The following is a 22,021-nucleotide window of genomic DNA, read 5'->3' on the forward strand; positions in this document are numbered from 1 at the left end:
AGAAAAGACCGTTTTGTTTTATCTATCATTTAACCGAACAAACGCCGGATGCCATAGGATGCCCATGGTATCCGGCGTTATACACTTGTTCTAATAAATTTATTGGAACAAGGAGCATATGGATTGCCACAATTGCTTAAAAATGTTTACCACGCGGTCCCAAAAGTTGGTGGGCTGCTCATCTGGATCGAGGTCTTCGATGGATTCTTCTGTATCATCGACGGAGATCTCTTCCGTCCGCAAAATCACTTGGATGCTCGAGGGCGTGGGATTTTTACGGGAGGTGAAGGAGATCATTTCTTCTTCTGCATCCAAATTTAGGAATTTGCTGTCATTTTCGTACTGATCTAACTGATCATCCACAGCTTCCTTGATTGAACCATTTGCATTACGAAGGTCGGTGGTGCTGTCCGAGGCATTCAATGCTTGGGAAAGTGCGCCGATTAATCCATCCAGAGTCTGTTGCGTTCCGGAATTCAAATGTTCTCCACTTTCTTTCATCAAGGTTTTCAGATCCTGTAGGAACGCAGAGGTGCTGGTCAGTGTTGAACTGAGCTGTGCCGTCAGTTCGGAACAGTCCGATAGAAGAGAGCGCGTTCCTTCCTTGTATTGATTCAGCGTCTCATTTAAAGTCGCAACCGTAGAAAGAAAAGAGGAGCAAGTATCAATGGCTGCTTTTAATGAAGTGCCAGAACGGTTGAGTTCACCGATGACATCGGCAGCAGAATCCAAGTCAGATAGCCCTTTTAAGTCCTCCAAAAGATCGTCTATAGAACGGCCGAGTCCATCTAAAGAACCAATTGTGTTACGGATATTTTCAAAAAGATCGCTCAGCTTCTTACGGGTTTGATCTAGCTTTGCGATATTTTGTCCCAATTGGTCGCGATACTTTTTCAGCGGAGCCAAAAGCGTATCGGAAACTCCTTGTTGCGTGAGATCTTCGATTACCTGATTCAGTTGATCGTAAGCGCCTTGAAGGCTGGCTTGAAGCTTTCCAAGGGGGTCCTCCTGTTGATCGATGGCATCCTGTAAGTCATTCAGATCATCTTCAAATGGGAGAACCGAACCCGTTACATCTTCAATGGCATCCTGGAGGTTAGAAAGGTGCTTACGGCTGATGGTAGCGTTGTTCAATGCCTCCTGTAAGTCTTCCATGCGGTTTTGTAACTGGGAGAGTGATTGGTATAGACTGTCTAGGTCGGTGCGAAGGAAGTCCGTGGTTTTTACCATGGAATTGATGTCTGCATTGACATCGTTGACCAGCTGTTCCCCGTTTTGTAAATGGGGGACTAACGCTACGATTTTTTGAGAGAGTGCGTCCAAATTGTTTAAAGAGGCGTCCGCTTCCTCATATAGATCCCCTTTGGCGGACTGGATGGATGCACGGGCCTGTTGAAGCGATTGCAAACCCTCCTGTGTCATTTTTAAGCTGCCAGACATATCATCCAGGACTTCCAATATGCGATCCAGGCTGGTATAGATGGAATCGGCCGAATCGCCGATGGTGTCTTTGGCTTCCTTTAATGTCTTAATCTCCTTCATTTGCTCTAGGGTTCCGGGAATCATCAACATGACTATGCCGGGGGTTTCAAAACAATCTGTACCAATACGAATGGTAAAAGTGGTATGCTCACCGGGAAGCGCTGCGAACAGGATAGCCTTATACGTACCAATGGATTGGGTTTGCGAACCCGGCGCCTCTATACTGAGAACATCTTCGACGTTGACCATCGTAGCAGCTTGCAGGAGCATGTTATTTTGATAGTAAGCTTCCGCACTGCCGTTAGGGATACACTCAACGTTAATTTCAACGAGTCCGGATGCGCCAGCCAGCTTGGGTGCTTCCGTGGGGACGCCATTGAGCTTATACGAGACTTTGAACGTCCACGGAAGGACGATGCTGTTCTGTTTCGGCGTACATTCATAGAAGAAGTGTTCCTTTGTGTCTGGAGACAACTTCCAAACAACGCCGTCATCTGTCAATTCCGGTTGATCATACCCCGACATGTTCGTAACCTTTGTATAAGAACCATAGTCGGTGAATTCCCGATTGCCATTGAGACTACATCCTTTGACAACACTCGTTCCAGTGATAGCACCATAGTAGTCCATGTTGACATAGACAGCTTCGTCCGTTGTGACCGGTATATTGGCCGCATGTGCAGGAACCGTTGCAATGGGAAGTAGCATGGTCAAACTCAAAATATAGGCGAGAAAACGGTTACTTTTCTTCATGATGGGAATCCTCCTTCCAAGCTTCGTTCGCGTGTTCAAGCGATTTTTGCGATTTCTTTTGTTTGCGTTTTTCTAGCCAAGCTTTTCGTTTACGAAAACGCATCGCTTTCCGAATGGCACGTCGGCGCATCCGGCGTTTCGATTCCAACGTAAGCTGTACTTTGCGCATTTTTGCTGCTCGTAGTTTTTCGTATTGTGCGCGGCGATACATTTGATTAAATACAAGTTGATCGCTTAATACCAACAAAACCGGGAGAAGGAATAGCACTAACGTTAGGCTCAAAAGGGCGCCTCGTCCAACGAGATGTCCCATATCGGCAATAGCGGATACAGTTGAAATATAGTACAAACCATATCCTACAATCGTCAGAATAGAGCCCGAGGTGAGGATGGACAATGCACTTTGTGCAATTGCATGAATCGCCGCCTCTTTTTTGGGGAGATTCGTACGCGCATCCAAGTAGTTGTTGGTCATCAGAATGGAGTAGTCCACCGTTGCACCCAGCTGCAAGCAACTTACGATAATATAACCCATATAAATCATGGTATCGCCGGTCAAATACGGCATAGCCATATTGAAAAAAATGGCCACTTCAATGGGAATCATCACGACAATTGGAATAATCGCAGAATGGAACGTAAAAAGAATCACAATGGCGACGCCTAACAAGGAAAGAACGTTGACAAAATTGTAGTCATTCGTGATGATGGATTGGATATCCTGCGTGGAAGGCGTCATACCAACCAGGTAGGAATCTTCTGGATAATAGGATTCAACAATGGATCGAACTTCATCGGTACACTGGTAAGCATATGTACTTTCGTCCTTCGTCTTTAGGTAGATCAGCATACGGCTGTAGTGATCCGTATGGAGCTGACTGGTGAGGGACTCAGGGAGAAAATCCTCAGGAACTCCTTCGGGCAAGGTGCCGGCCAACGATGTGACGGATTTGACATATTTTAAATCCTGTAATTCTTGGGTGAGGGCACGTTCCGTCACATTATTGGTGTTGGGAATCAATGCGAGTACAAGATTGCTGCGCCCAAAGCGTGTGTTGATTGCTTGTTCGTCTTCATAAACTTTTGTCCCAGGGCTGGAACCCAACGCACCATTTCCATAGCGGAATTGGTTCATATTTTGGGCTGTGAATGCTGGAACAACAAGTAGAGCGACTAGAATCAAGACTCCATAGCGAACCTTAAAGACGACTTTGCCAAGCCCTTCAAAAGAGGGCATAAAAGAACGATGTGCGGTTCGTTCGATTTTGTCGCCCCAGCGGAGCAACAGGGCTGGCATCAGCAATAAAACAGTCAACAGGCTGATGACAATCCCTTTTGCAAGTACCAGCCCCATATCGAACCCGATTTTAAACCGCATTAGCATCAGGACAAGGAATCCTACAATTGTGGTTGCTCCGCTGGACAGAATGGACGTTACAGAACTTCTCACCGCATTTGCAACTGCTTGCACCGGTTCAATCCCCGCATGCCGCTCTCTTGTGAAGGAGTGCAGCAGAAAGACCGAGTAATCCATAGCAATGGCCAACTGTAAAATAGCGGCTGTACTGAATGTAAGAAAGGAGATTTCGCCTAAAAAGATATTGGTTCCCATATTGATGATGATGGCAACCCCCATAATGAACAGGAAGAGGAACGGCTCAAACCAGGATGTTGTGGTCAAACAGAGAATGACTGCGATCATGATGACGCCCATTACCATAGCAATCGCAATTTCCCGTGTCAAAGTCTCATCCAGGGATTTGTTTTGTACAGCCGACCCCATCAAGTATCCTTTGTCGCCAGTGATGTCCTCAATCTCTTGGATGGCATCATGCGTTTTGGGGTCGGAATCCCCCTCGTCAAAAATGATGTCCATGACAGCATAACCGTCTTTGTAGTAGTCTTCGATATTGTCATAATTGACGAATAGGTTGGACTGATAGACATCGGTTGCCGTATCGGCCCAAGAAACCATGTTAACGCCGTCGATGTCAGCAATACGGTCTTTATACAGTTTTGCTTCATAGAGTGAAACCTCTCCAACCATCACGCGAGCGGTACCAGGATAACCGAATTCCTCTTCCATGACATTAAGGCCGGCCTTTGACGGCGCATCGTCGGGGAGATATTTGCTTAGGTCATAATTAACCTTGACAAAGCAGAAAGCGATGGCACTGAGGATCACGGCAATCGCAAAAATACGTTCAATCCAGTTGCGCTTGTTGATGATGAAGTCGATTAGATTATGGGAAGTGTGCTTTTTCTTTTCCAATTCCGATCGCCTCCAATGAAAAAGTACTAGGAATGTTTTAGGATGGTTCTGCCTTCATAGGAAAAGAACGTTAACCTGTATTCCGTTGGGCAATGCCAATGATACTGGATAAAAATCAGACTTGTATATAATAAAAATACATAATATATAAAATATTCCATCTGAAATTGAAAAGAAAGTTTGAAACAAACATACAAATTGGGAAGGTTAACCGAGGCGGTTTGCTTTGGACAACCGCTGGCCGCGCTTGCGATACTGCTGCGGAGTCATACCTGTATAGCGCTTAAAGATCTGGATGAAATAGCTTTGGGATACAAAGTGCAAAAAATTGCTGATCTCCAAAAAGCTCTGATCGGACAACAGAAGCAGATTTTGTGCTTCACGTACGCGTGCCTGTTGGATATAGGAGGTTATCGTAGAACCTGTTTCCTGTTTAAAGAGGTGGGATAGGTATCGAGGACTCAGCTGAACCTGTTCGGCAAGAATCGATAGGGAGAGATCTTCATGTAGGTGATCTGTGATATGTTGAATGCACTGTGTAACCGGTTCGGAATAAGTATTCTGCTTTTGTAGATTGGCCACTCGTTCGGTCAGATCAAATACTAAGCGTGCACACAACATATAAACGTCTTTGACCTCCGTACAAGATTCCACTTGCTGTACATAGACATCGCTGAGGCGACAGGCGGATTCTGCACTCATCCCGCCGGCGATTGCAGCGCGAGCGATAACAGCGGCAATGGCGATGCAGGTATCCTTGCTTTGCCGCAGTGGATTGGAGGAAAGTGTTCCGGCGGTCCCCGAAATGTAAGAGTCCAACAATCGCTTCAATTCGGCGGTATTCCCAGTCTTAACACATTCTGTAAACATCTGCTCATGTTCAAAAGAGACCGGCATATTCGTCAGCTCTTTCTGGGAAAAATAGCTGGATTCCAGCGCGCGGTCGATGGCTTCTTGCGGAAGTTGTTCTTGTTGAGCAATGAAAAAATCGGAGAGGCCGATTCCCTCTCCGAGTATCGTTAGATGCAACATCTGCGTGTACCGAATAAACTGTACGGTATTGTGAATGGGCAGTTGCTTTGCCGCATTGTAGAGCCGGTGTGTGTCCTGACAGGTATACAGTGGGGCAACACTGCTGATCTTACTCTGGGAGATTTCTCCCAAAAGCGCTGGCCCTAAAATGAGATAATAAGGGCGGTTGTCCCGGAAAAAAGAAATACAAGCATACGATAAAATGGAATGATACGTTTGTAGGACGGGGCACTGCTTGGCATGGGCAATCAAATTTTCTGCGATGGATTGGGAAAGGCCAATTCCTTGAAATTCCGGTAAAGAAGGACAGAAGAAGCGCGAGGAACCGCACTCGTCGAGAATAAGAATGGGGATTTGCGATACTTCATAAAGTAATTTGCAGAATTCGCAGATTCGCTCCCAGTCATTATGAAATTTCATGTCGATCTCCATTTCCCGCTTTTTCAAAAGCGTCAAGAAAAGTTCAAAAACTGGTAACATATTTTGTGCTGCAAAAGTCTATAGTGAATATACTATATAGAATATATTATATATAAATGAAAACTATTTGAACAAATTATTGCCAACGGAGGTGCAGCATGGAGATCATTGCGTTTAAAAATATGGTATGGGATCTGACGCGACAGATTTCCGATGGTATGGACGAATTGTTTCGCCCGATCAGCGCCCATTATGGGTTAACACATATGCAACTTCGTATTTTGCTGGAACTCTGGGCCGAGCCGGAGTCGCAAACAATCGGCAGCCTTGGACGTGCGCTGGGAGTGACCAGCGGGAATATGTCCTCTATGTGTAAGCGTTTGGAACAGGAAGGATTCCTCATCCGATTTCGTGATATAAAGGACGAACGCGTGGTAAAGGTTGCCCTATCTGAAAAAGGACAGGACGCGGCTCTGGAAATTGACCGGCTAGCAGAAGAACGATATGCTTCCTGCCTACAGAGGCTTGGAAAAGAGCGAATGGAAGTGATCGCTTCTGATTTGCAGGAAATCAACGCATTGCTGCATGAGATGTTGGCGAGTCATCAGAAAGGAAATGTAGAATGAAGGAACAAAAATCACCTAAGAAGCCACTTGTATACTATTATGTGATTGTAGTGGTGGTGCTTCTCCTCTTGAATGCATTGGTTTTTCCGAGCCTCTTTGGGACACGTGTCACAGAGGTCACTTATGATGCATTTCTGTCCCAGTTGGATGATGGAAAAATCACGCAAGTGGAGGACCAGGAAGACAAGATTGCCTTTATCGGCCAGGATGAAAAAGGCAAAGAAGCTGTTTTTGTCACAGGAAAGATGGAGGATGGAGACACCTTAAGCAAACGGTTGCAGGAAGCTGGCGTGCAATATGGCAAAGAGATTCCAAAGGAGGAATCTCCACTGCTGACCTTTATCCTTTCCTGGGTATTCCCGATCCTCATGTTTGTTATTTTGGGACAGCTTCTTACGCGATACATGCAGAAGAAACTGGGCGGTCCGAATGCCATGACTTTCGGAAAGAGCAATGCAAAAATATATGTAGAGGCCAAGACCGGCAAAACCTTTGCCGATGTGGCTGGACAGGATGAAGCAAAGGAAGCGCTTTCCGAAATCGTAGATTTTCTACACAATCCCTCTAAGTATGCCGATATTGGCGCAGCTTTGCCAAAGGGCGCTTTGCTAGTGGGCCCTCCCGGAACCGGTAAAACCCTTTTGGCACAGGCGGTGGCAGGAGAGGCAAATGTGCCGTTTTTTTCGATTTCCGGCTCAGAGTTTGTGGAGATGTTTGTCGGAATGGGTGCAGCAAAAGTGAGAGACTTATTTAAACAGGCCCAGGAAAAAGCGCCCTGTATTGTGTTCATCGATGAAATCGATACCATTGGAAAGAAACGCGAGAGCGGTGGCATAGGTGGAAATGATGAACGAGAACAAACCTTAAATCAGTTGTTGACAGAGATGGACGGTTTCGATGGAAAGAAAGGCGTTGTGATCTTGGCAGCCACCAACCGGCCCGACTCTCTGGATAGTGCACTCCTGCGTCCGGGGCGTTTTGACCGCCGGATTCCAGTGGAACTGCCCGATTTGGCTGGACGAGAAGCAATTCTAAAAGTCCATTCCAAAAAGATCAAGGTAGCGCCGGACATCGACTACAATGCAATTGCCCGTGCAACAGCGGGAGCTTCTGGTGCAGAGTTAGCCAATATCATCAATGAGGCGGCCCTGCGTGCAGTACGTTGCGGCCATTTCAGTGTGACACAAGCGGATCTGGAAGAGAGTGTAGAGGTTGTGATTGCCGGTTATCAACGTAAAGGTGCAGTGATTTCCCCGAGAGAAAAAGAGATTGTCGCTTACCATGAAATTGGACATGCGTTGGTCGCCGCCATGCAAAGCGATTCAGCCCCTGTGCATAAGATCACAATCATCCCTCGAACTTCGGGAGCCCTGGGCTACACCATGCAGGTGGAAGAGGGAGAAAGGGTTCTGATGTCCCGTGAAGAGGCGTTTAATAAGATTGCTACGTTGACGGGAGGCCGCGCGGCGGAGGAGTTGATCTTTGGTTCCTATACCTCCGGGGCGTCCAATGATATTGAGCAGGCCACAAAGCTTGCTCGTTCCATGGTGACCCGGCTTGGTATGAGCAAGACTTTTGATATGATGGCACTTGAAACCGTAAGCAATCAATATTTAGGGGGGGACGCCTCTTTGACCTGTTCGCCAGAAACTGCCGCAAAGATCGACCAGGAGGTCTTAGAGTTGATTCGCTCTGCCCATGAAAAAGCGATTGCTATTTTGAAAGAACACACAGAGAAGCTCCATGCATTGGCACATTATCTATTGGAAAAGGAAACGATTACGGGCGACGAATTTATGGAGATCCTAAAAAAATAACCGAACAGGACGGCCGAGCGATTCCTTTGGGGATTGTTCGGCCGTCAGTCGTGTTGATTCCATTTTGCTTTTATCAGGGGCCTGTGTTATAATCAAACTCGGCTGATATGTGGAATGGTTTTTGTGGCGGAAAAAGGTGTGATCATTGCCAAACAGGCGAGGTCTATTCTTGTAGAGTAAAAATGTAAGTAGTCAAAAAAACGGGTACTTCCCGGGAAATAGGAGCGTATCTATGGCAGAACAGTGGAAAATGGTGATCCCATGTCTACTCGGCGTTGAGGGCTTGGTAGGGGACGAATTGCGTGCAATGGAGGTACAAAATGTGGAGCCGCAAAATGGCCGTGTCTTTTTTACCGGTGATGCAGCGACACTTGTACGCACAAATCTTGGCTCGCGATATGGGGAACGTGTTTTGGTCGAGCTGGGAAATTTTGAAGCGCGCAGCTTTGAAGAACTCTTTCAAGGGGTCAAAGCATTGCCATGGGAACAATGGCTCGAAAAGGATGATGCGTTTCCAGTCAAGGGCCGCTCGCTCAATTCAAAGTTGGCCAGCGTTCCGGATTGTCAATCCATTGTCAAAAAGGCGGTGGTGGAGAGACTAAAGGGAAAGTACCATTTAAATTGGTTTGAAGAGACCGGCGCATTACATCAGATTCAGTTTTTGATTATGAAGGACCATGTCAGTGTGATGCTGGATACTTCGGGAGCGGGACTTCACAAACGCGGATACCGGGCGAACGCCACGGAAGCGCCGATCAAGGAAACGTTGGCGGCGGCGATGGCGTACCTTGCCCGCGTGCGTCGTGACGGTATCGTCATCGATCCATTCTGCGGTTCAGGGACAATTCTGATAGAAGCCGCGCTCTATGCAAAAAATATTGCTCCGGGTTTGCAACGTACATTCACAGCGGAGCGTTGGAGGAATATTCCATCTGCGGTTTGGAAACAGGAGCGTGCACGCGCGCAGGACTTGGTGCGCCGGGATGCGGATTTTAGCGCATATGGGTATGATATTGATGGGGCTGCGGTTCATCTAACCTTAGAGAATGCACGAAAGGCAGGTGTGATTTCTTGCGTTCATGCGGAAAAGCGGGATGTGGCCTCTTTCCAGCCTTTGGGAGAACGCGGCGATGTGATCTGTAATCCACCCTACGGGGAACGCTTGTTGGACATCCGGGCGGCAGAAGAATTCTATCGGATAATGGGGAAGGTATTTACCCCAAAGAAAAAGTGGAGTTACAATATCATAAGCCCCGATGAGACCTTTGAAGAATGTTATGGTAGAAAGGCAGACCGGCGCAGAAAATTATACAACGGTATGATTAAATGCCAGTTTTATCAGTACTATAAAATGGGATTTAGCAAATAGGGAATTCGTTCGCTATGGTGAAAAGACGGGGTATACCGTGTAAAGAGACAAAAAGGACCGGACCAAAAGGGAGCGCGGATTGGTACAAAGCAACTTATTCGCCAGTGCCAAGACATAATGGCCGGAATTGCATGTGCAGTTCATCAAGCTCTCCTGGAAATCCGGCCCTTTTTTGCATATTTCTGGACGAATTGTAAATAATTTATGAAATTGCATTTTTTCGGGAAAAACCCCTTGATTTTTCAGCAGCAAGTGGCTAAAATAGTCTTAGCACTCAAAGATAAGGAGTGCTAAGATCATATCGTTTCAAGCGGCGCGATCAGAATACCGAGCAGTTTGAAAGGGTACGCATTGATTTTGTATGATATATTTCTGAAGGAGGAAATTTAAATGACAATCAAACCGTTGGCAGACAGAGTTCTGATTAAGATGGAAGAAGCAGAAGAGACCACAAAGAGCGGGATTATCCTGGCAGGTTCTGCAAAGGAAAAGCCGCAGGTCGCGGATGTCATCGCAGTGGGCCCCGGCGGTATGGTAGATGGCAAGGAAGTTGTCATGAATGTCAAGGTGGGAGATCGCGTAATTACCAGTCAGTACGCTGGCACAGCGGTCAAGATGGACGGCGAGGAATACACCATCGTTCGCCAGAGCGACATCCTTGCAGTGGTTGAATAAGTTATATTCGAACATTCATATCATCATATTTGGAGGAATGGATTATGGCAAAGCAGATCATCTATGGCGAAGAAGCAAGAAAAGCTCTGCTGAGCGGTATCAACCAGCTCGCAGATACGGTTAAGATTACATTGGGACCGAAGGGCCGCAACGTTGTGTTGGATAAGAAGTTTGGTGCTCCGCTCATCACAAACGATGGCGTGACCATCGCAAAAGAAATCGAACTCGACGACCCGTTCGAGAACATGGGCGCACAGCTGGTGAAGGAAGTTGCGACTAAGACAAACGACGTTGCTGGTGACGGCACAACGACGGCAACCTTGCTGGCACAGGCGTTGATCCGTGAGGGAATGAAAAATGTCGCGGCTGGTGCGAACCCGATGGTTCTGCGCAAAGGCGTACAGGATGCAGTGGACGCTGCTGTAGGCGCTCTGCGTGAGCATTCGAATAAGGTCACCTGCTCTGACGATATTGCCCGTGTTGCAACGGTTTCCGCTTCGAATGAAGAAGTCGGTAAGCTGATTGCAGATGCAATGGAGAAGGTTACCTCCGACGGTGTAATCACCGTTGAAGAGAGCAAGACAGCGGTCACCGACTGCGATGTTGTAGAAGGCATGATGTTCGATCGTGGTTACATCAGCCCCTATATGGCAACGGATACCGACAAGATGGAAGCGGTTCTGGATGATGCTTACATCCTGATTACCGATAAAAAGATCTCCAATATTCAGGAAGTTCTGCCGCTGCTCGAACAGATTGTACAGGGTGGTAAGAAGTTGCTGATCGTCGCAGAGGACGTTGAGGGCGAGGCGCTCACTACGCTGATCCTGAATAAGCTGCGCGGCACCTTCAATTGTGTTGCTGTCAAGGCCCCGGGCTTTGGTGATCGCCGCAAGGAGATGTTGCAGGATATTGCCGTATTGACCGGCGGCCAGGTGATTTCTTCCGAGCTGGGTTTGGAATTGAAGGATACCACCATGAGCCAGCTGGGCCGTGCACGCCAGGTAAAGGTTGACAAGGAGAACACGATCATTGTCGATGGCGCGGGCAATCCGGACGACATCAAGGCGAGAGTGCATCAGATCCGCAGCCAGATTGAGACCACCACGTCCGACTTCGACCGTGAGAAGTTGCAGGAGCGCCTGGCAAAGCTGGCCGGTGGCGTAGCAGTCATTCGCGTTGGCGCTGCAACCGAGATCGAAATGAAGGAAAAGAAACTCCGCATCGAAGATGCTCTGGCAGCAACAAAAGCAGCTGTCGAAGAGGGCATCGTAGCGGGCGGCGGTGTTGCATTGATTGACACCATCCCGGCGGTGACGAAACTGTTGGAGAGCGCAGAGGGTGATGCAAAGACCGGCGTGCAGATTGTTTTGAAGGCATTGGAAGAGCCGGTCCGCCAAATTGCAGCAAATGCGGGCGTAGAGGGTTCCGTGATTGTGGAGAACCTCAAGAAGGAAGCAAAGGTTGGCTATGGCTACAATGCTCTGAGCGGCGAATATGGCGACATGATTTCCTTTGGTATTGTCGATCCGACCAAGGTTACCCGTTCTGCCTTGCAGAACGCAGCTTCTGTTGCACAGACCGTCCTCACCACCGAGAGCCTGGTGGCAGACAAGAAAGAGCCGGTTCCGCCGGCAGCACCGGCAGATCCGGGCATGGGTGGAATGTATTAATTGTAAATACCGTGGATGTTTCAAAGGACTTGGATTCCAAAAATCGGAATCCAAGTTCTTTTTTGCGTTTTTTCCAGTTTTTACCGAATAATAATTACAAATTTGTAAGCAATCTATGAAAAGCGCCTTTTTTCGCGATTGCGGAAGCCTGGATTCCCCTCAGAACGTCCTGCTTAGGAGAAATGAGTAGCTTTTCTAAAGACGCCGAAATCCGCCTTCTCTGTCTTTTTCCGCGGTTTGAGGAATTCGACGGGGTATGATAAGATAGGCACATCACCAGAAAGGAGGTGCGACAATGGGAATGAGTTCTATTTTCTGGCTGGTGGTCATCGTCATCGCTGTCGTTGTAGAAGCTTGTACCGTTCAATTGGTTTCTATTTGGATGGTAGCCGGCGGCATTGGGGCGTTGATCGCCGATCTGTGTGGAGCGCCATTTTGGATTCAAACAGCTATTTTTGCCGGCGTGACAGCTTTGGCGCTCGTGATAAGCCGCCCCATGGTCAAAAAGGTGATGCACTTTCAAAAGGTGGACACCAATGCGGGTCGATACATAGGGAAAACTGGTATCGTAACCGCGCAAATTGACAACACAGAAGGTGTAGGTCAGGTGACTGTGCTCGGCAGTGTCTGGACAGCGCGCTCTTTGGACGGCTCCATACTTCTCGAAGGAGAAAACGTCGTAATCAAAGCGATTGAAGGGGTTAAACTGATTGTAGAGCCGGAACACCGGCGTCCTGAGGCCGAATAACAACTGAGTTGAGAAGAATAAAGGAGAATTGTTTATGCCATATGTCATTATTATCCTTGTCTTGTTGTTGGTCGTAATTGTTATCGCCAACATCAAAATTGTTCCACAGGCCCACGCATACGTTATGGAACGGTTGGGCGCTTATCATGTAACGTGGGAAACCGGGCTTCATGTCAAAATTCCATTTTTGGATAAAATTGCAAAGAAGGTCTCCTTAAAGGAACAGGTGATCGATTTTCCACCCCAGCCGGTTATCACAAAGGATAACGTTACCATGCAGATCGATACAGTGGTCTATTTCCAGATCACAGATCCGAAGCTCTATGCCTACGGCGTAGAAAGCCCAATTTCTGCAATTGAGAATTTGAGCGCGACTACACTGCGTAACATCATTGGCGATTTGGAACTCGATCATACGTTGACCTCTCGCGATGTGATTAACACAAAAATCCGTCAGATTCTGGATGAGGCGACCGATGCATGGGGGATCAAGGTCAACCGTGTGGAGCTGAAGAATATCTTGCCTCCGGCAGAAATTCAAGATTCCATGGAGAAGCAAATGAAGGCAGAGCGTGAACGCCGCGCCCGCATTTTGGATGCAGAGGGACAAAAACGCAGTGCAATTTTGATTGCAGAAGGCGAAAAGGAATCTGCAATTCTGCATGCAGATGCACTGAAAGAGGCTAAAATCCGGGAGGCGCAAGGCGAGGCAGAGGCTATCCTTTCTGTGCAGAGGGCTCTTGCGGACAGTATTAAAATGCTGAATGAGGCCAATCCCGGAGAAGGGGTCATTGCGATCAAGAGTTTGGAGGCATTCGAAAAGGCTGCGGACGGCAAAGCAACCAAGATTATTATCCCGTCCAATTTGCAATCTCTTGCAGGATTAGCAACGTCTTTCAAAGAATTCGTATCGGATGACTCGAAGCTCGCAAAATAATCCGCTCCTGTGTTAGAATATACAAAATACAGGATAAAAAGAAGGAAACGTCGTCCGAACTGGACGAAAACACGAATTCCCTGGAAATCGCTTGCTTTTGTACGAAAAATATCCTAAAATAGAGGTAGAAATTTGCCGTGCCGGCCGTGGCGTCCGGAAAAGCCGGAGGCAGAAAGCAGCGGAGGAATGGCAATGAAGAGGATTTTCGTTCGTAAAGGGGCATTCATGGGAATGGTTGACGGGATGGGTGTATCCTTATCCCTTTCTATATAAAAATTTAGGCTGCGTCGTTTTGCCGTCGCAGCCTTGTTTTTATGTCCGCTTCGAAACGAAAATTTTCTGACTACTAAGAAACAGGAGCGTGTAAAAGTATGGCAGTCAAAAAAGTGGCAGTGATTATGGGCAGTGACAGCGACTTTCCAACGGTGTCTGCGGCGATTAAACGGCTGAAAGCGCTTGCAATTCCGGTGGAGGTGCACGTGATGTCCGCACACAGAACGCCCCATGCGGCGGCGGACTTTGCACAGAATGCTGTGAAGAATGGCTTCGGTGTCATCATTGCGGCAGCCGGCAAAGCGGCACATCTGGGCGGTGTATTGGCAGCTCATACCACCCTTCCAGTGATTGGTATTCCGATTAAGTCTTCCACCTTGGATGGTTTAGACGCTCTATTGGCAACCGTACAGATGCCGAGTGGGATTCCGGTGGCAACCGTTGCCATCGACGGCGCCGACAATGCAGCGATTTTGGCAGCACAGATGCTGGCACTTTCGGATGAAACGTTGGCAGCAAAACTCCTAGAGATGAAGCAGCAGATGGCGGATGGCGTTGCAAAGAAGGATGCTGCGATTCAGGAAAAGGTAGCGGAATTATAATTTTGTGTGACCGGCTCTGCCGGAGAGGAGAAACGTATGAACAATAACAGCTATAGTGATCGTTATAAAGAGGCGGGCGTGGATGTGACTGCTGGCTATAAGGCAGTCGAATTGATGAAAAGCCATGTGGCGCGCACTGAAATCCCAGGGGTAGTTTCTGGAATTGGCGGTTTTGGCGGTCTCTTCCAGCCAGATCTCGGAGGGATGAAAGAACCAGTGCTTGTGAGTGGCACGGACGGTGTGGGAACAAAGTTAAAAATCGCTTTCCTGATGGACAAACACGACACCGTAGGAATTGACTGTGTTGCCATGTGCGCCAATGACGTTGTTTGCTGCGGCGCGAAACCGTTGTTTTTCTTGGATTATGTAGCCGTGGGAAAAAACGTGCCAGAAAAAGTGGCTGAGATTGTCGCTGGCGTAGCAGAAGGCTGTGTCCAATCCGGCTGCGCGCTGATTGGCGGCGAGACAGCGGAGATGCCGGGCTTTTATCCAGTGGACGAGTACGATCTGGCAGGTTTCTGCGTGGGAATGGTAGACCGTGAAAAGATCATTGATGGCTCAAATTTGAAGGCGGGCGACGTTTTAATTGGCCTTCCTTCGTCCGGTGTCCATTCCAATGGATTTTCATTGGTTCGTAAGCTCTTTGCGATTGACGAGGAAAATATAAAACTCTATGTTCCAGAATTGGGCGCGACCCTTGGGGAGACGCTGCTGACTCCGACAAAGCTTTATGTAAAGCCTGTGCTTGCCCTGTTGGACCGCTGTGAAGTAAAGGCGATTTCTCATATCACAGGCGGTGGATTCTTTGAAAATATTCCACGCATGTTGAAGAGCGGATTGACTGCCAAGGTGGAAATTGCTTCCATTCCGAAGCTTCCGATCTTCGACCTGATGCAGAAGAAGGGCGACATCCCCACCCGCGAAATGTACAATACCTTTAATATGGGTGTGGGAATGTGTATAGCTGTGGCAAAGGAGCAGGTGGATATAGCGCTGTCAGCCCTTAAAGAGGCGGATACCAATGCGTTCGTCATGGGTGAAGTCGTTCCTGGCGAGGAGGGCGTCATCCTATGTTAAATATTGCCGTTCTGGTTTCTGGAGGCGGCACCAATCTACAGGCGTTAATCGATGCACAGACCGCGGGGCAAATTCAAAACGGTACCATTTCATTGGTGATTTCCAGCAGGGCGGATGCTTTTGCTTTGGAGCGCGCCCAGAAGGCTGGAATCCCGACACGTGTTTTGCTGCGCAAGGAGTTTGCACAGCAGGCGGATTACGATGCGGCTTTGCTTGCATTGTTGAAAGAATTCCAGATTGAGCTGGTGGTGCTGGCTGGCTTTATGACCATTATCAGCGAAGAAGTCATCCGGCAATATGAGAATAAGATCATCAATGTACATCCAGCTTTGATCCCGTCTTTTTGTGGGCCGGGTTATTATGGATTGCATGTCCATGAGGCGGCCTTAGAAAAAGGGGTCAAAGTAAGCGGCGCGACGGTCCACTTTGTAAATGAAGTTTGTGATGGAGGGCCGATTATTCTACAGAAAGCAGTGGATGTATTTCCGGATGACACACCGGAAACCTTGCAGCGCCGGATTATGGAACAGGCGGAGTGGAAACTTTTGCCGCGAGCGGTGGAACTGTTCTGTGCAGGAAAGATTGCAGTAGAGAATGGTAAGGCCAGCATTATGGAGTAAGGGAAAGGGCGGAATCGATATGGTAACGAAGAATCTGGCGGAGGAATTGTCCTCCAATTCTTATCCGGGGCGCGGCATTGTTCTGGGCCGCAGTGCAGATGGGAAGAACGCGGTGATTGCTTATTTCATCATGGGTCGTAGCGAGAACAGCCGAAACCGTGTATTCGTCACAGATGGCGCAGGGATCAAAACCAAGGCTTTTGACGAGAGTAAGATGGTAGACCCATCCCTCATCATTTATTCCCCCGTTCGCGTTTTGGACAAAACGACCGTTGTGACCAACGGCGACCAGACGGATACGATTTATGATTTTTTGCAGAAGGGCAAGAGCTTCGAGGACGCGCTTCGCACGCGCACATTTGAACCGGACGGCCCCAATTTTACCCCGCGTATTTCCGGTGTGGTGGAGTTGGAAAACAACTGCTACAAGCTCTCCATATTAAAGAGCGCGGATGGAGATGAATCCTCGACCCGGCGTTATTTCTTTGATTACGATGCCCCGCGTGCTGGCGAGGGCCATTTCATCCATACTTATGAGGGAGATGGCAATCCGCTTCCGTCGTTTGAAGGAGAACCGACTCAGGTGAAGTTGGATGGGGACATCGACGCCTTTACGGCGTTGGTGTGGAACGCGCTCAATGAGGACAATAAGGTATCCCTGTTTACCCGGTATATTGACTTAGAGTCAGGGGAGACAGAAACCCGAATCGTAAACAAAAATCAGGAATAGGGGGAGTATAAAATGGCAAGCGAACTCTTGTTGAAATATGGATGTAATCCAAATCAAAAGCCTTCCCGCATTTTTATGAAGGATGGCGGCGTGTTGCCAATTGAAGTTCTGAACGGGAAGCCCGGTTATATCAACTTTTTGGATGCGTTCAACAGTTGGCAATTGGTTAAAGAGTTAAAAGAGGCGACGGGGCTTCCCGCCGCAGCTTCTTTTAAGCATGTCAGTCCTGCTGGCGCGGCGGTGGGGCTGCCGCTGAGCGATGTGGAAAAAAAGATCTATTTTGTGGACGATTTGGAGCTCTCTCCGGTCGCTAGCGCTTATGCACGCGCCCGAGGAGCGGACCGCATGTCCTCTTATGGCGATTGGGCGGCACTTTCCGATGTTTGTGACAAAGAGACGGCAACATTGTTGGCCCGTGAAGTGTCCGACGGCATTATTGCGCCCGGTTACACCGAAGAGGCGCTGGAAATCCTCAAGGCAAAGCGTAAAGGTAGCTATAATGTCGTCAAAATCGATCCGGACTACAAGCCTGCCCCAGTGGAGTGCAAGGATGTATATGGCGTAACTTTTGAGCAGGGACGCAATGAAGTGAAGATCGACGAATCGATGCTCGCCAATGTGGTAACGGACAACAAAGAAATCCCAGAGGATGCAAAGCGGGACCTGTTGATTTCCCTGATTGCGCTTAAGTATACACAGTCCAACTCGGTTTGCTATGCAAAGGGAGGTCAAGTGATCGGTGTGGGTGCCGGTCAGCAGTCCCGTATCCATTGTACGCGCTTAGCTGGCAACAAGGCGGACATCTGGTTCCTGCGCCAGCATCCGAAGGTGCTCGGATTGAAATTTAAAGAAGGAATCCGGCGTCCTGACCGCGACAATACCATCGATGTCTATATTTCGGATGAGTATATGGATGTATTGGCAGATGGAGTTTGGGAGAATCTTTTTGAGGAGAAGCCCGAGCCATTGACCTGTGAAGAAAAACGTGCTTGGCTGGATACATTGACTGGCGTTTCTCTGGGTTCCGATGCGTTTTTCCCGTTTGGAGATAACATTGAGCGTGCTCATAAGACGGGCGTACAGTATATTGCAGAGCCGGGCGGTTCGATCCGTGACGATCATGTGATTGAAACCTGTAATAAGTATGGCATTGCGATGGCCTTCACCGGACTGCGTTTGTTCCACCATTGATGCAAGCGGGAGGATGACGATGAAAGTATTGGTCATTGGCGGAGGCGGGCGTGAGCACGCGATCATCCGCAAACTAAAGGAAAGTCCAAAAGTGGATAAAATCTATTGTGCTCCCGGCAATGGAGGAATTGCCAAGGACGCAGAATGTGTTGCAATTTCTGCGATGGACTTGGACGGAGCAGTTACTTTTGCAAAAGAAAAACAGATCGATCTGGTCTTTGTTGCGCCGGATGATCCACTTGCAGCAGGAATGGTAGATCGATTTGAGGAAGCCGGAATTCCGGCGTTTGGCCCGAATGCAGCGGCGGCACAGATTGAAAGCAGCAAGGTTTTCTCGAAAAATCTGATGAAGAAATATCGGATTCCCACAGCCAAATATGAGGTGTTCAGCGATCCCAAAGAGGCGGTCGCCTATATTGAAAAGAATAACCAGTTTCCGATTGTTGTAAAAGCGGATGGTCTTGCCCTCGGCAAAGGGGTACTGATTGCGGCCGATTTAACGGAGGCTAAGGATGCTGTCAAGAAGATTATGGAGGACAAGGCATTTGGTGCTTCTGGAAACCAGGTGGTGATCGAAGAGTTCCTGACAGGCCCAGAAGTGTCCGTATTGGCGTTTACAGACGGCAAAAGCGTCAAGCCGATGGTATCCAGCAAAGATCACAAACGCGCCTTAGACAATGACCAGGGCTTAAATACAGGTGGTATGGGGACCATCAGCCCGAATCCACATTATACGGAGGCCATGGCGCAGACGTGTATGGAGACAATTTTTGTTCCAACCATTCGTGCGATGCAAGAAGAGGGCCGTCCTTTTAAAGGGTGCCTTTATTTTGGCTTGATGCTGACACCGGATGGTCCAAAGGTAATTGAGTATAATTCACGTTTTGGTGACCCGGAGGCCCAAGTGGTACTCCCACGGATGAAGACCGATTTGGTGGATGTGATGCAGGCGGTCATTGAAGAACGTTTGGAGGAACAACCCATCGAGTGGCACGATGGAGCGGCAGCCTGTGTAGTTATGGCGTCGGGAGGTTATCCGGCGTCCTATCCCAAGGGGCTGGAAATCACTGGATTGGACGAAAATGGCCAAGTCGCTGATGCGGTAGTCTATCACGCGGGAACGAAGTTGGAGAATGGCAAATTCTACACCAACGGCGGTCGTGTTCTTGGAGTTACTGCAAAGGGCGCTACTCTTGAGGAAGCCTTAAAAAAGGCGTACGCCGCTGTGGATAAAATCCACTTCGACGGTGCGCACTATCGCCATGATATTGGTAAAATCACGAAATAATCCATGAAAAGGAAAGCCCGTTTTGTCTGAGAGAATCGGACAAAACGGGCTTTTTTGAATGCGATTTTCAAAACCCTGGAGTTAAAACAAACCTCTCCAAAGAAGGCGCCTCTTTCTCTGGAGTGTCTGCCCCGATCGTTTTTTAAAATGGCTGTGTATGAGAATCACCACATGATGCTTGCGGTTAACCACAGGCCAGGGATTTAGCAGCAGGGAAATGCAGCATTTTTTCTGGAAATCCTTGTACAAAGCGGACGATCTGTTTTGCAATTGTAGTATGCCCCTTTTCATTGGGATGAATGCCGTCGTCACAAAAACAGGACTGGTAATGACACATTTCCAGAAAATCCGATGTGATGTCGATCACTGGGACCTTTTCAGCACTTGCTACGCGGTATACCGCCATATTATACATCTCATGCCAGCGATAGATGTGTTCCTCATCACCTAAAAAGCGGAGAATCGCATCGGCATCCAATCCTTGAGAAATCCACTGGAAGTACCGTTCTGCGTCGATGGGAGGAAGGGAGAGCATCAGAGGCGTACCGCCATTTTGGCGGATGAGCTGAACCATCCTTTGATACGTATCCACAAAGGTATTCAGCGGGGTTTTACACAATTGGGGCGCAGCTGGCGCTTCAGCCACTTTGGCCCAATCAAAATCACAGTCGTTTCCGCCAAATTCCAGAACAATATAGTCGTAGTTGCGAATTTGGTCCAAATGTTTTTCTAATATTGCCAACCCTTTGGTTACCGTGCAACCGAATTTGGCGTAGTTTGTCACGGAAATGGAAAGTATTTCAGCTAATTGGTCAGCAAAATTATTTTTTAATAAGCTATATCGATTTTTTACGTTGTCCAGTACAACCCCTTTAGCGACGGAATCACCGAACACACAGATTTTATCGGTCATTAAAAACACCTCTAAACAACATCTAGTTTTTAATACTATATATCATGTTTATTATAATGTCAATAATAAGATGATAGAATTAGAAGATTGTTTACAAATCTAAAGGTGTTTATATTTTTAACGAGGATACCGGATGGTATACATAAAATCATTATTTTGTGAGAGATTCCATTTTTCCGACCAATGAAGCGTTCCGTGTAGCAGAGACATTGTTCAAGAACAGGACATCCTGAATGTTGTTGGACTTGACAAATTCAGGAATGTTTCCATTCCAATAGCGATAGTCAATCACGTGAACGGTCTGATAGTTTGCTGCAAGATATGGGATAAACGCATTGCCAAAGGATTCCTTGATAACCAGACAGGAAGAACCATCCGTCAGATCGGCATTTTGAATGACCGTATAGGGATTGTCTCCACCAATAAAAGTACTGTATTTGGAGGATGCTGCCCAGTTAGAGACATCGGAAATCAGTGGCCAGTCGAAGGTATTGCCTTCTCTGTCGGTATACTGCATTTTAATTGTTCCAGGCGGGACATAGGCTACAACAGTATCTGGATTCTGTGTTAGGGCCGGGTTCTTATTGGTATCCGAATAAAAGGCCCCTAAAAATCCACTGAATTCTTTCTTTTCGCACTGGGAAAGTTCCACTGGGGAAATCCCTTTCAACTCGGCAAACGACCGATAGGCGTAATATGCGCCCAATGCGGTCCAGTGATGATCGGTTCGGAAATAGATGTATTCGTCTGCATGGGCTTTCAATGTGTCATAGATGGGAACCGATTGGATCGAGGGGGAAAGAGAGCCGCTGATATAGGCGATGGCATCTTTCTGAGAAGAGGTATTCAAATTTTGACGGAAGCTCTCCGGTAGGATAATGTCCATACTGGTTGGAACCACCATGTCGTAAACCTGCGCGGACCCTTCTAATTTTTGTGCTGTATGGTTGAGCATACCGATGTATTGATCCGCTACCTCTCTGGAGAAGTTGTAATATTCATACCCACTATCTCCAACAATCAATACGGCTCCAAGGCTTTGTGTCACTTCGCCGGTTACATCTATTTCAGGCGCAGGCGACTCCGAGGAGGTCTGCGAGGAAGAAGCTGTTTCCTCTGGGGTGGAAGAAAGCCCGTCATCCGTTTCGGAAGAGGTTGCCTGCGAAGAAACAGGCGGCTGCATAGGCGCGGAAGGAATCGCGTCGCCCTCTTCAACGTCTCCGCTTACCTGCACAGGCTGTATTCCGTACAGTTTTTTCAAGTAGCTATTACCAGTAATCAGTGCATCGCGGAAAGGAAACGTATCCGAGAACCAGAGATCAATATTGTCAAAGTAACTGCCGTCTGAAAGGGCCTGTATACTGAATGTGGGAAATTTGGTCAGCTCCCGTTTTTCAAACTCAGAATAGGTCGGCCGCAACGGTACGATCCAGGAGACTATCGAGAGCAGTCCCAGAGAAATGGTAAAGAGTAAAATTTTACGCGCATCAAAAGAGTGGTTTTTTTTCATCAAAATGCCTCAC

Annotated in this window: 18 protein-coding genes; 13 read left to right on the top strand and 5 right to left on the bottom strand. The window is 47.9% G+C overall.

All coding sequences use genetic code 11. From position 1 onward, the window contains the following. Positions 1-99 precede the first annotated feature (99 nt). The 3 genes from B9Y59_RS04550 to B9Y59_RS04560 form a co-directional block, all read right to left on the bottom strand. Positions 100-2,235: a hypothetical protein gene (locus B9Y59_RS04550; RefSeq protein WP_085532037.1), complete on the bottom strand. Its 2,136-nt coding sequence runs from the start codon at positions 2,233-2,235 to the stop codon at positions 100-102. Beyond that, positions 2,222-4,507 (bottom strand): efflux RND transporter permease subunit, encoded by a 2,286-nt coding sequence (locus B9Y59_RS04555; RefSeq protein ID WP_085532039.1) that lies wholly within the window; start codon positions 4,505-4,507, stop codon positions 2,222-2,224. The genes B9Y59_RS04550 and B9Y59_RS04555 overlap by 14 nt, the downstream gene beginning before the upstream one ends. Before the next feature lie 207 nt (positions 4,508-4,714). After that, entirely contained in the window at positions 4,715-5,959 is a 1,245-nt protein-coding gene (locus B9Y59_RS04560; protein ID WP_158088951.1) for an AraC family transcriptional regulator, read from the bottom strand. Positions 5,960-6,117: 158 nt separating this feature from the next. On the opposite strand from B9Y59_RS04560, the gene B9Y59_RS04565 reads away from it, so the two are divergent. The 13 genes from B9Y59_RS04565 (at position 6,118) to purD (ending at position 19,585) form a co-directional block, all read left to right on the top strand. Next, entirely contained in the window at positions 6,118-6,585 is a 468-nt protein-coding gene (locus B9Y59_RS04565) for a MarR family winged helix-turn-helix transcriptional regulator (RefSeq protein WP_085532041.1), read from the top strand. After that, positions 6,582-8,402 (top strand): ATP-dependent zinc metalloprotease FtsH, encoded by a 1,821-nt coding sequence (gene ftsH, locus B9Y59_RS04570; RefSeq protein ID WP_085532043.1) that lies wholly within the window; start codon positions 6,582-6,584, stop codon positions 8,400-8,402. Before B9Y59_RS04565 ends, ftsH begins: the two co-directional genes overlap by 4 nt. Before the next feature lie 232 nt (positions 8,403-8,634). Continuing rightward, positions 8,635-9,771: a THUMP domain-containing class I SAM-dependent RNA methyltransferase gene (locus B9Y59_RS04575; protein ID WP_085532045.1), complete on the top strand. Its 1,137-nt coding sequence runs from the start codon at positions 8,635-8,637 to the stop codon at positions 9,769-9,771. A 390-nt stretch (positions 9,772-10,161) separates the two neighbouring features. Then, on the top strand, positions 10,162-10,446 hold the full coding sequence (locus B9Y59_RS04580; protein WP_054324123.1) for a co-chaperone GroES: 285 nt from the start codon (positions 10,162-10,164) through the stop codon (positions 10,444-10,446). A 44-nt stretch (positions 10,447-10,490) separates the two neighbouring features. Further along, positions 10,491-12,119: a chaperonin GroEL gene (groL, locus tag B9Y59_RS04585; RefSeq protein ID WP_085532047.1), complete on the top strand. Its 1,629-nt coding sequence runs from the start codon at positions 10,491-10,493 to the stop codon at positions 12,117-12,119. A 295-nt stretch (positions 12,120-12,414) separates the two neighbouring features. Continuing rightward, complete coding sequence (locus B9Y59_RS04590; protein ID WP_242967244.1) at positions 12,415-12,867, top strand: NfeD family protein; 453 nt, start codon at positions 12,415-12,417, stop codon at positions 12,865-12,867. Positions 12,868-12,901: 34 nt separating this feature from the next. Continuing rightward, positions 12,902-13,804, top strand: a complete 903-nt coding sequence (locus B9Y59_RS04595; RefSeq protein ID WP_054324121.1) for an SPFH domain-containing protein — start codon at positions 12,902-12,904, stop codon at positions 13,802-13,804. A 371-nt stretch (positions 13,805-14,175) separates the two neighbouring features. Then, positions 14,176-14,679 carry a 5-(carboxyamino)imidazole ribonucleotide mutase gene (gene purE, locus B9Y59_RS04600; protein ID WP_054324120.1) on the top strand — a complete coding sequence of 168 codons (504 nt, stop codon included), beginning with the start codon at positions 14,176-14,178 and terminating at the stop codon, positions 14,677-14,679. Positions 14,680-14,715: 36 nt separating this feature from the next. Further along, a complete protein-coding gene (gene purM / locus B9Y59_RS04605; protein ID WP_054324119.1) occupies positions 14,716-15,756 on the top strand; it encodes a phosphoribosylformylglycinamidine cyclo-ligase in 1,041 nt (346 codons plus the stop codon). Then, complete coding sequence (purN, locus tag B9Y59_RS04610; RefSeq protein ID WP_054324118.1) at positions 15,750-16,376, top strand: phosphoribosylglycinamide formyltransferase; 627 nt, start codon at positions 15,750-15,752, stop codon at positions 16,374-16,376. Before purM ends, purN begins: the two co-directional genes overlap by 7 nt. Before the next feature lie 19 nt (positions 16,377-16,395). Next, positions 16,396-17,106, top strand: a complete 711-nt coding sequence (locus tag B9Y59_RS04615) for an IMP cyclohydrolase (protein WP_054324117.1) — start codon at positions 16,396-16,398, stop codon at positions 17,104-17,106. Between the two features lie 12 nt (positions 17,107-17,118). Next, positions 17,119-18,297: a phosphoribosylaminoimidazolecarboxamide formyltransferase gene (locus B9Y59_RS04620; RefSeq protein ID WP_085532049.1), complete on the top strand. Its 1,179-nt coding sequence runs from the start codon at positions 17,119-17,121 to the stop codon at positions 18,295-18,297. 19 nt (positions 18,298-18,316) lie between these two features. Continuing rightward, positions 18,317-19,585 carry a phosphoribosylamine--glycine ligase gene (gene purD, locus B9Y59_RS04625; RefSeq protein ID WP_085532051.1) on the top strand — a complete coding sequence of 423 codons (1,269 nt, stop codon included), beginning with the start codon at positions 18,317-18,319 and terminating at the stop codon, positions 19,583-19,585. 184 nt (positions 19,586-19,769) lie between these two features. On the opposite strand, the gene B9Y59_RS04630 is transcribed toward purD, so the two are convergent. Both B9Y59_RS04630 and B9Y59_RS04635 read right to left on the bottom strand, forming a co-directional pair. Further along, entirely contained in the window at positions 19,770-20,498 is a 729-nt protein-coding gene (locus B9Y59_RS04630; protein ID WP_085532053.1) for an SGNH/GDSL hydrolase family protein, read from the bottom strand. Between the two features lie 151 nt (positions 20,499-20,649). Then, the gene (locus tag B9Y59_RS04635; RefSeq protein ID WP_085532055.1) at positions 20,650-22,008 is read right to left on the bottom strand and encodes a DHHW family protein; all 1,359 of its coding nucleotides are present in this window, start codon (positions 22,006-22,008) and stop codon (positions 20,650-20,652) included. Positions 22,009-22,021 lie beyond the last annotated feature (13 nt).

It is taken from the genome of Anaeromassilibacillus sp. Marseille-P3371 (assembly GCF_900169665.1).
Lineage (GTDB): Bacteria > Bacillota > Clostridia > Oscillospirales > Acutalibacteraceae > Anaeromassilibacillus.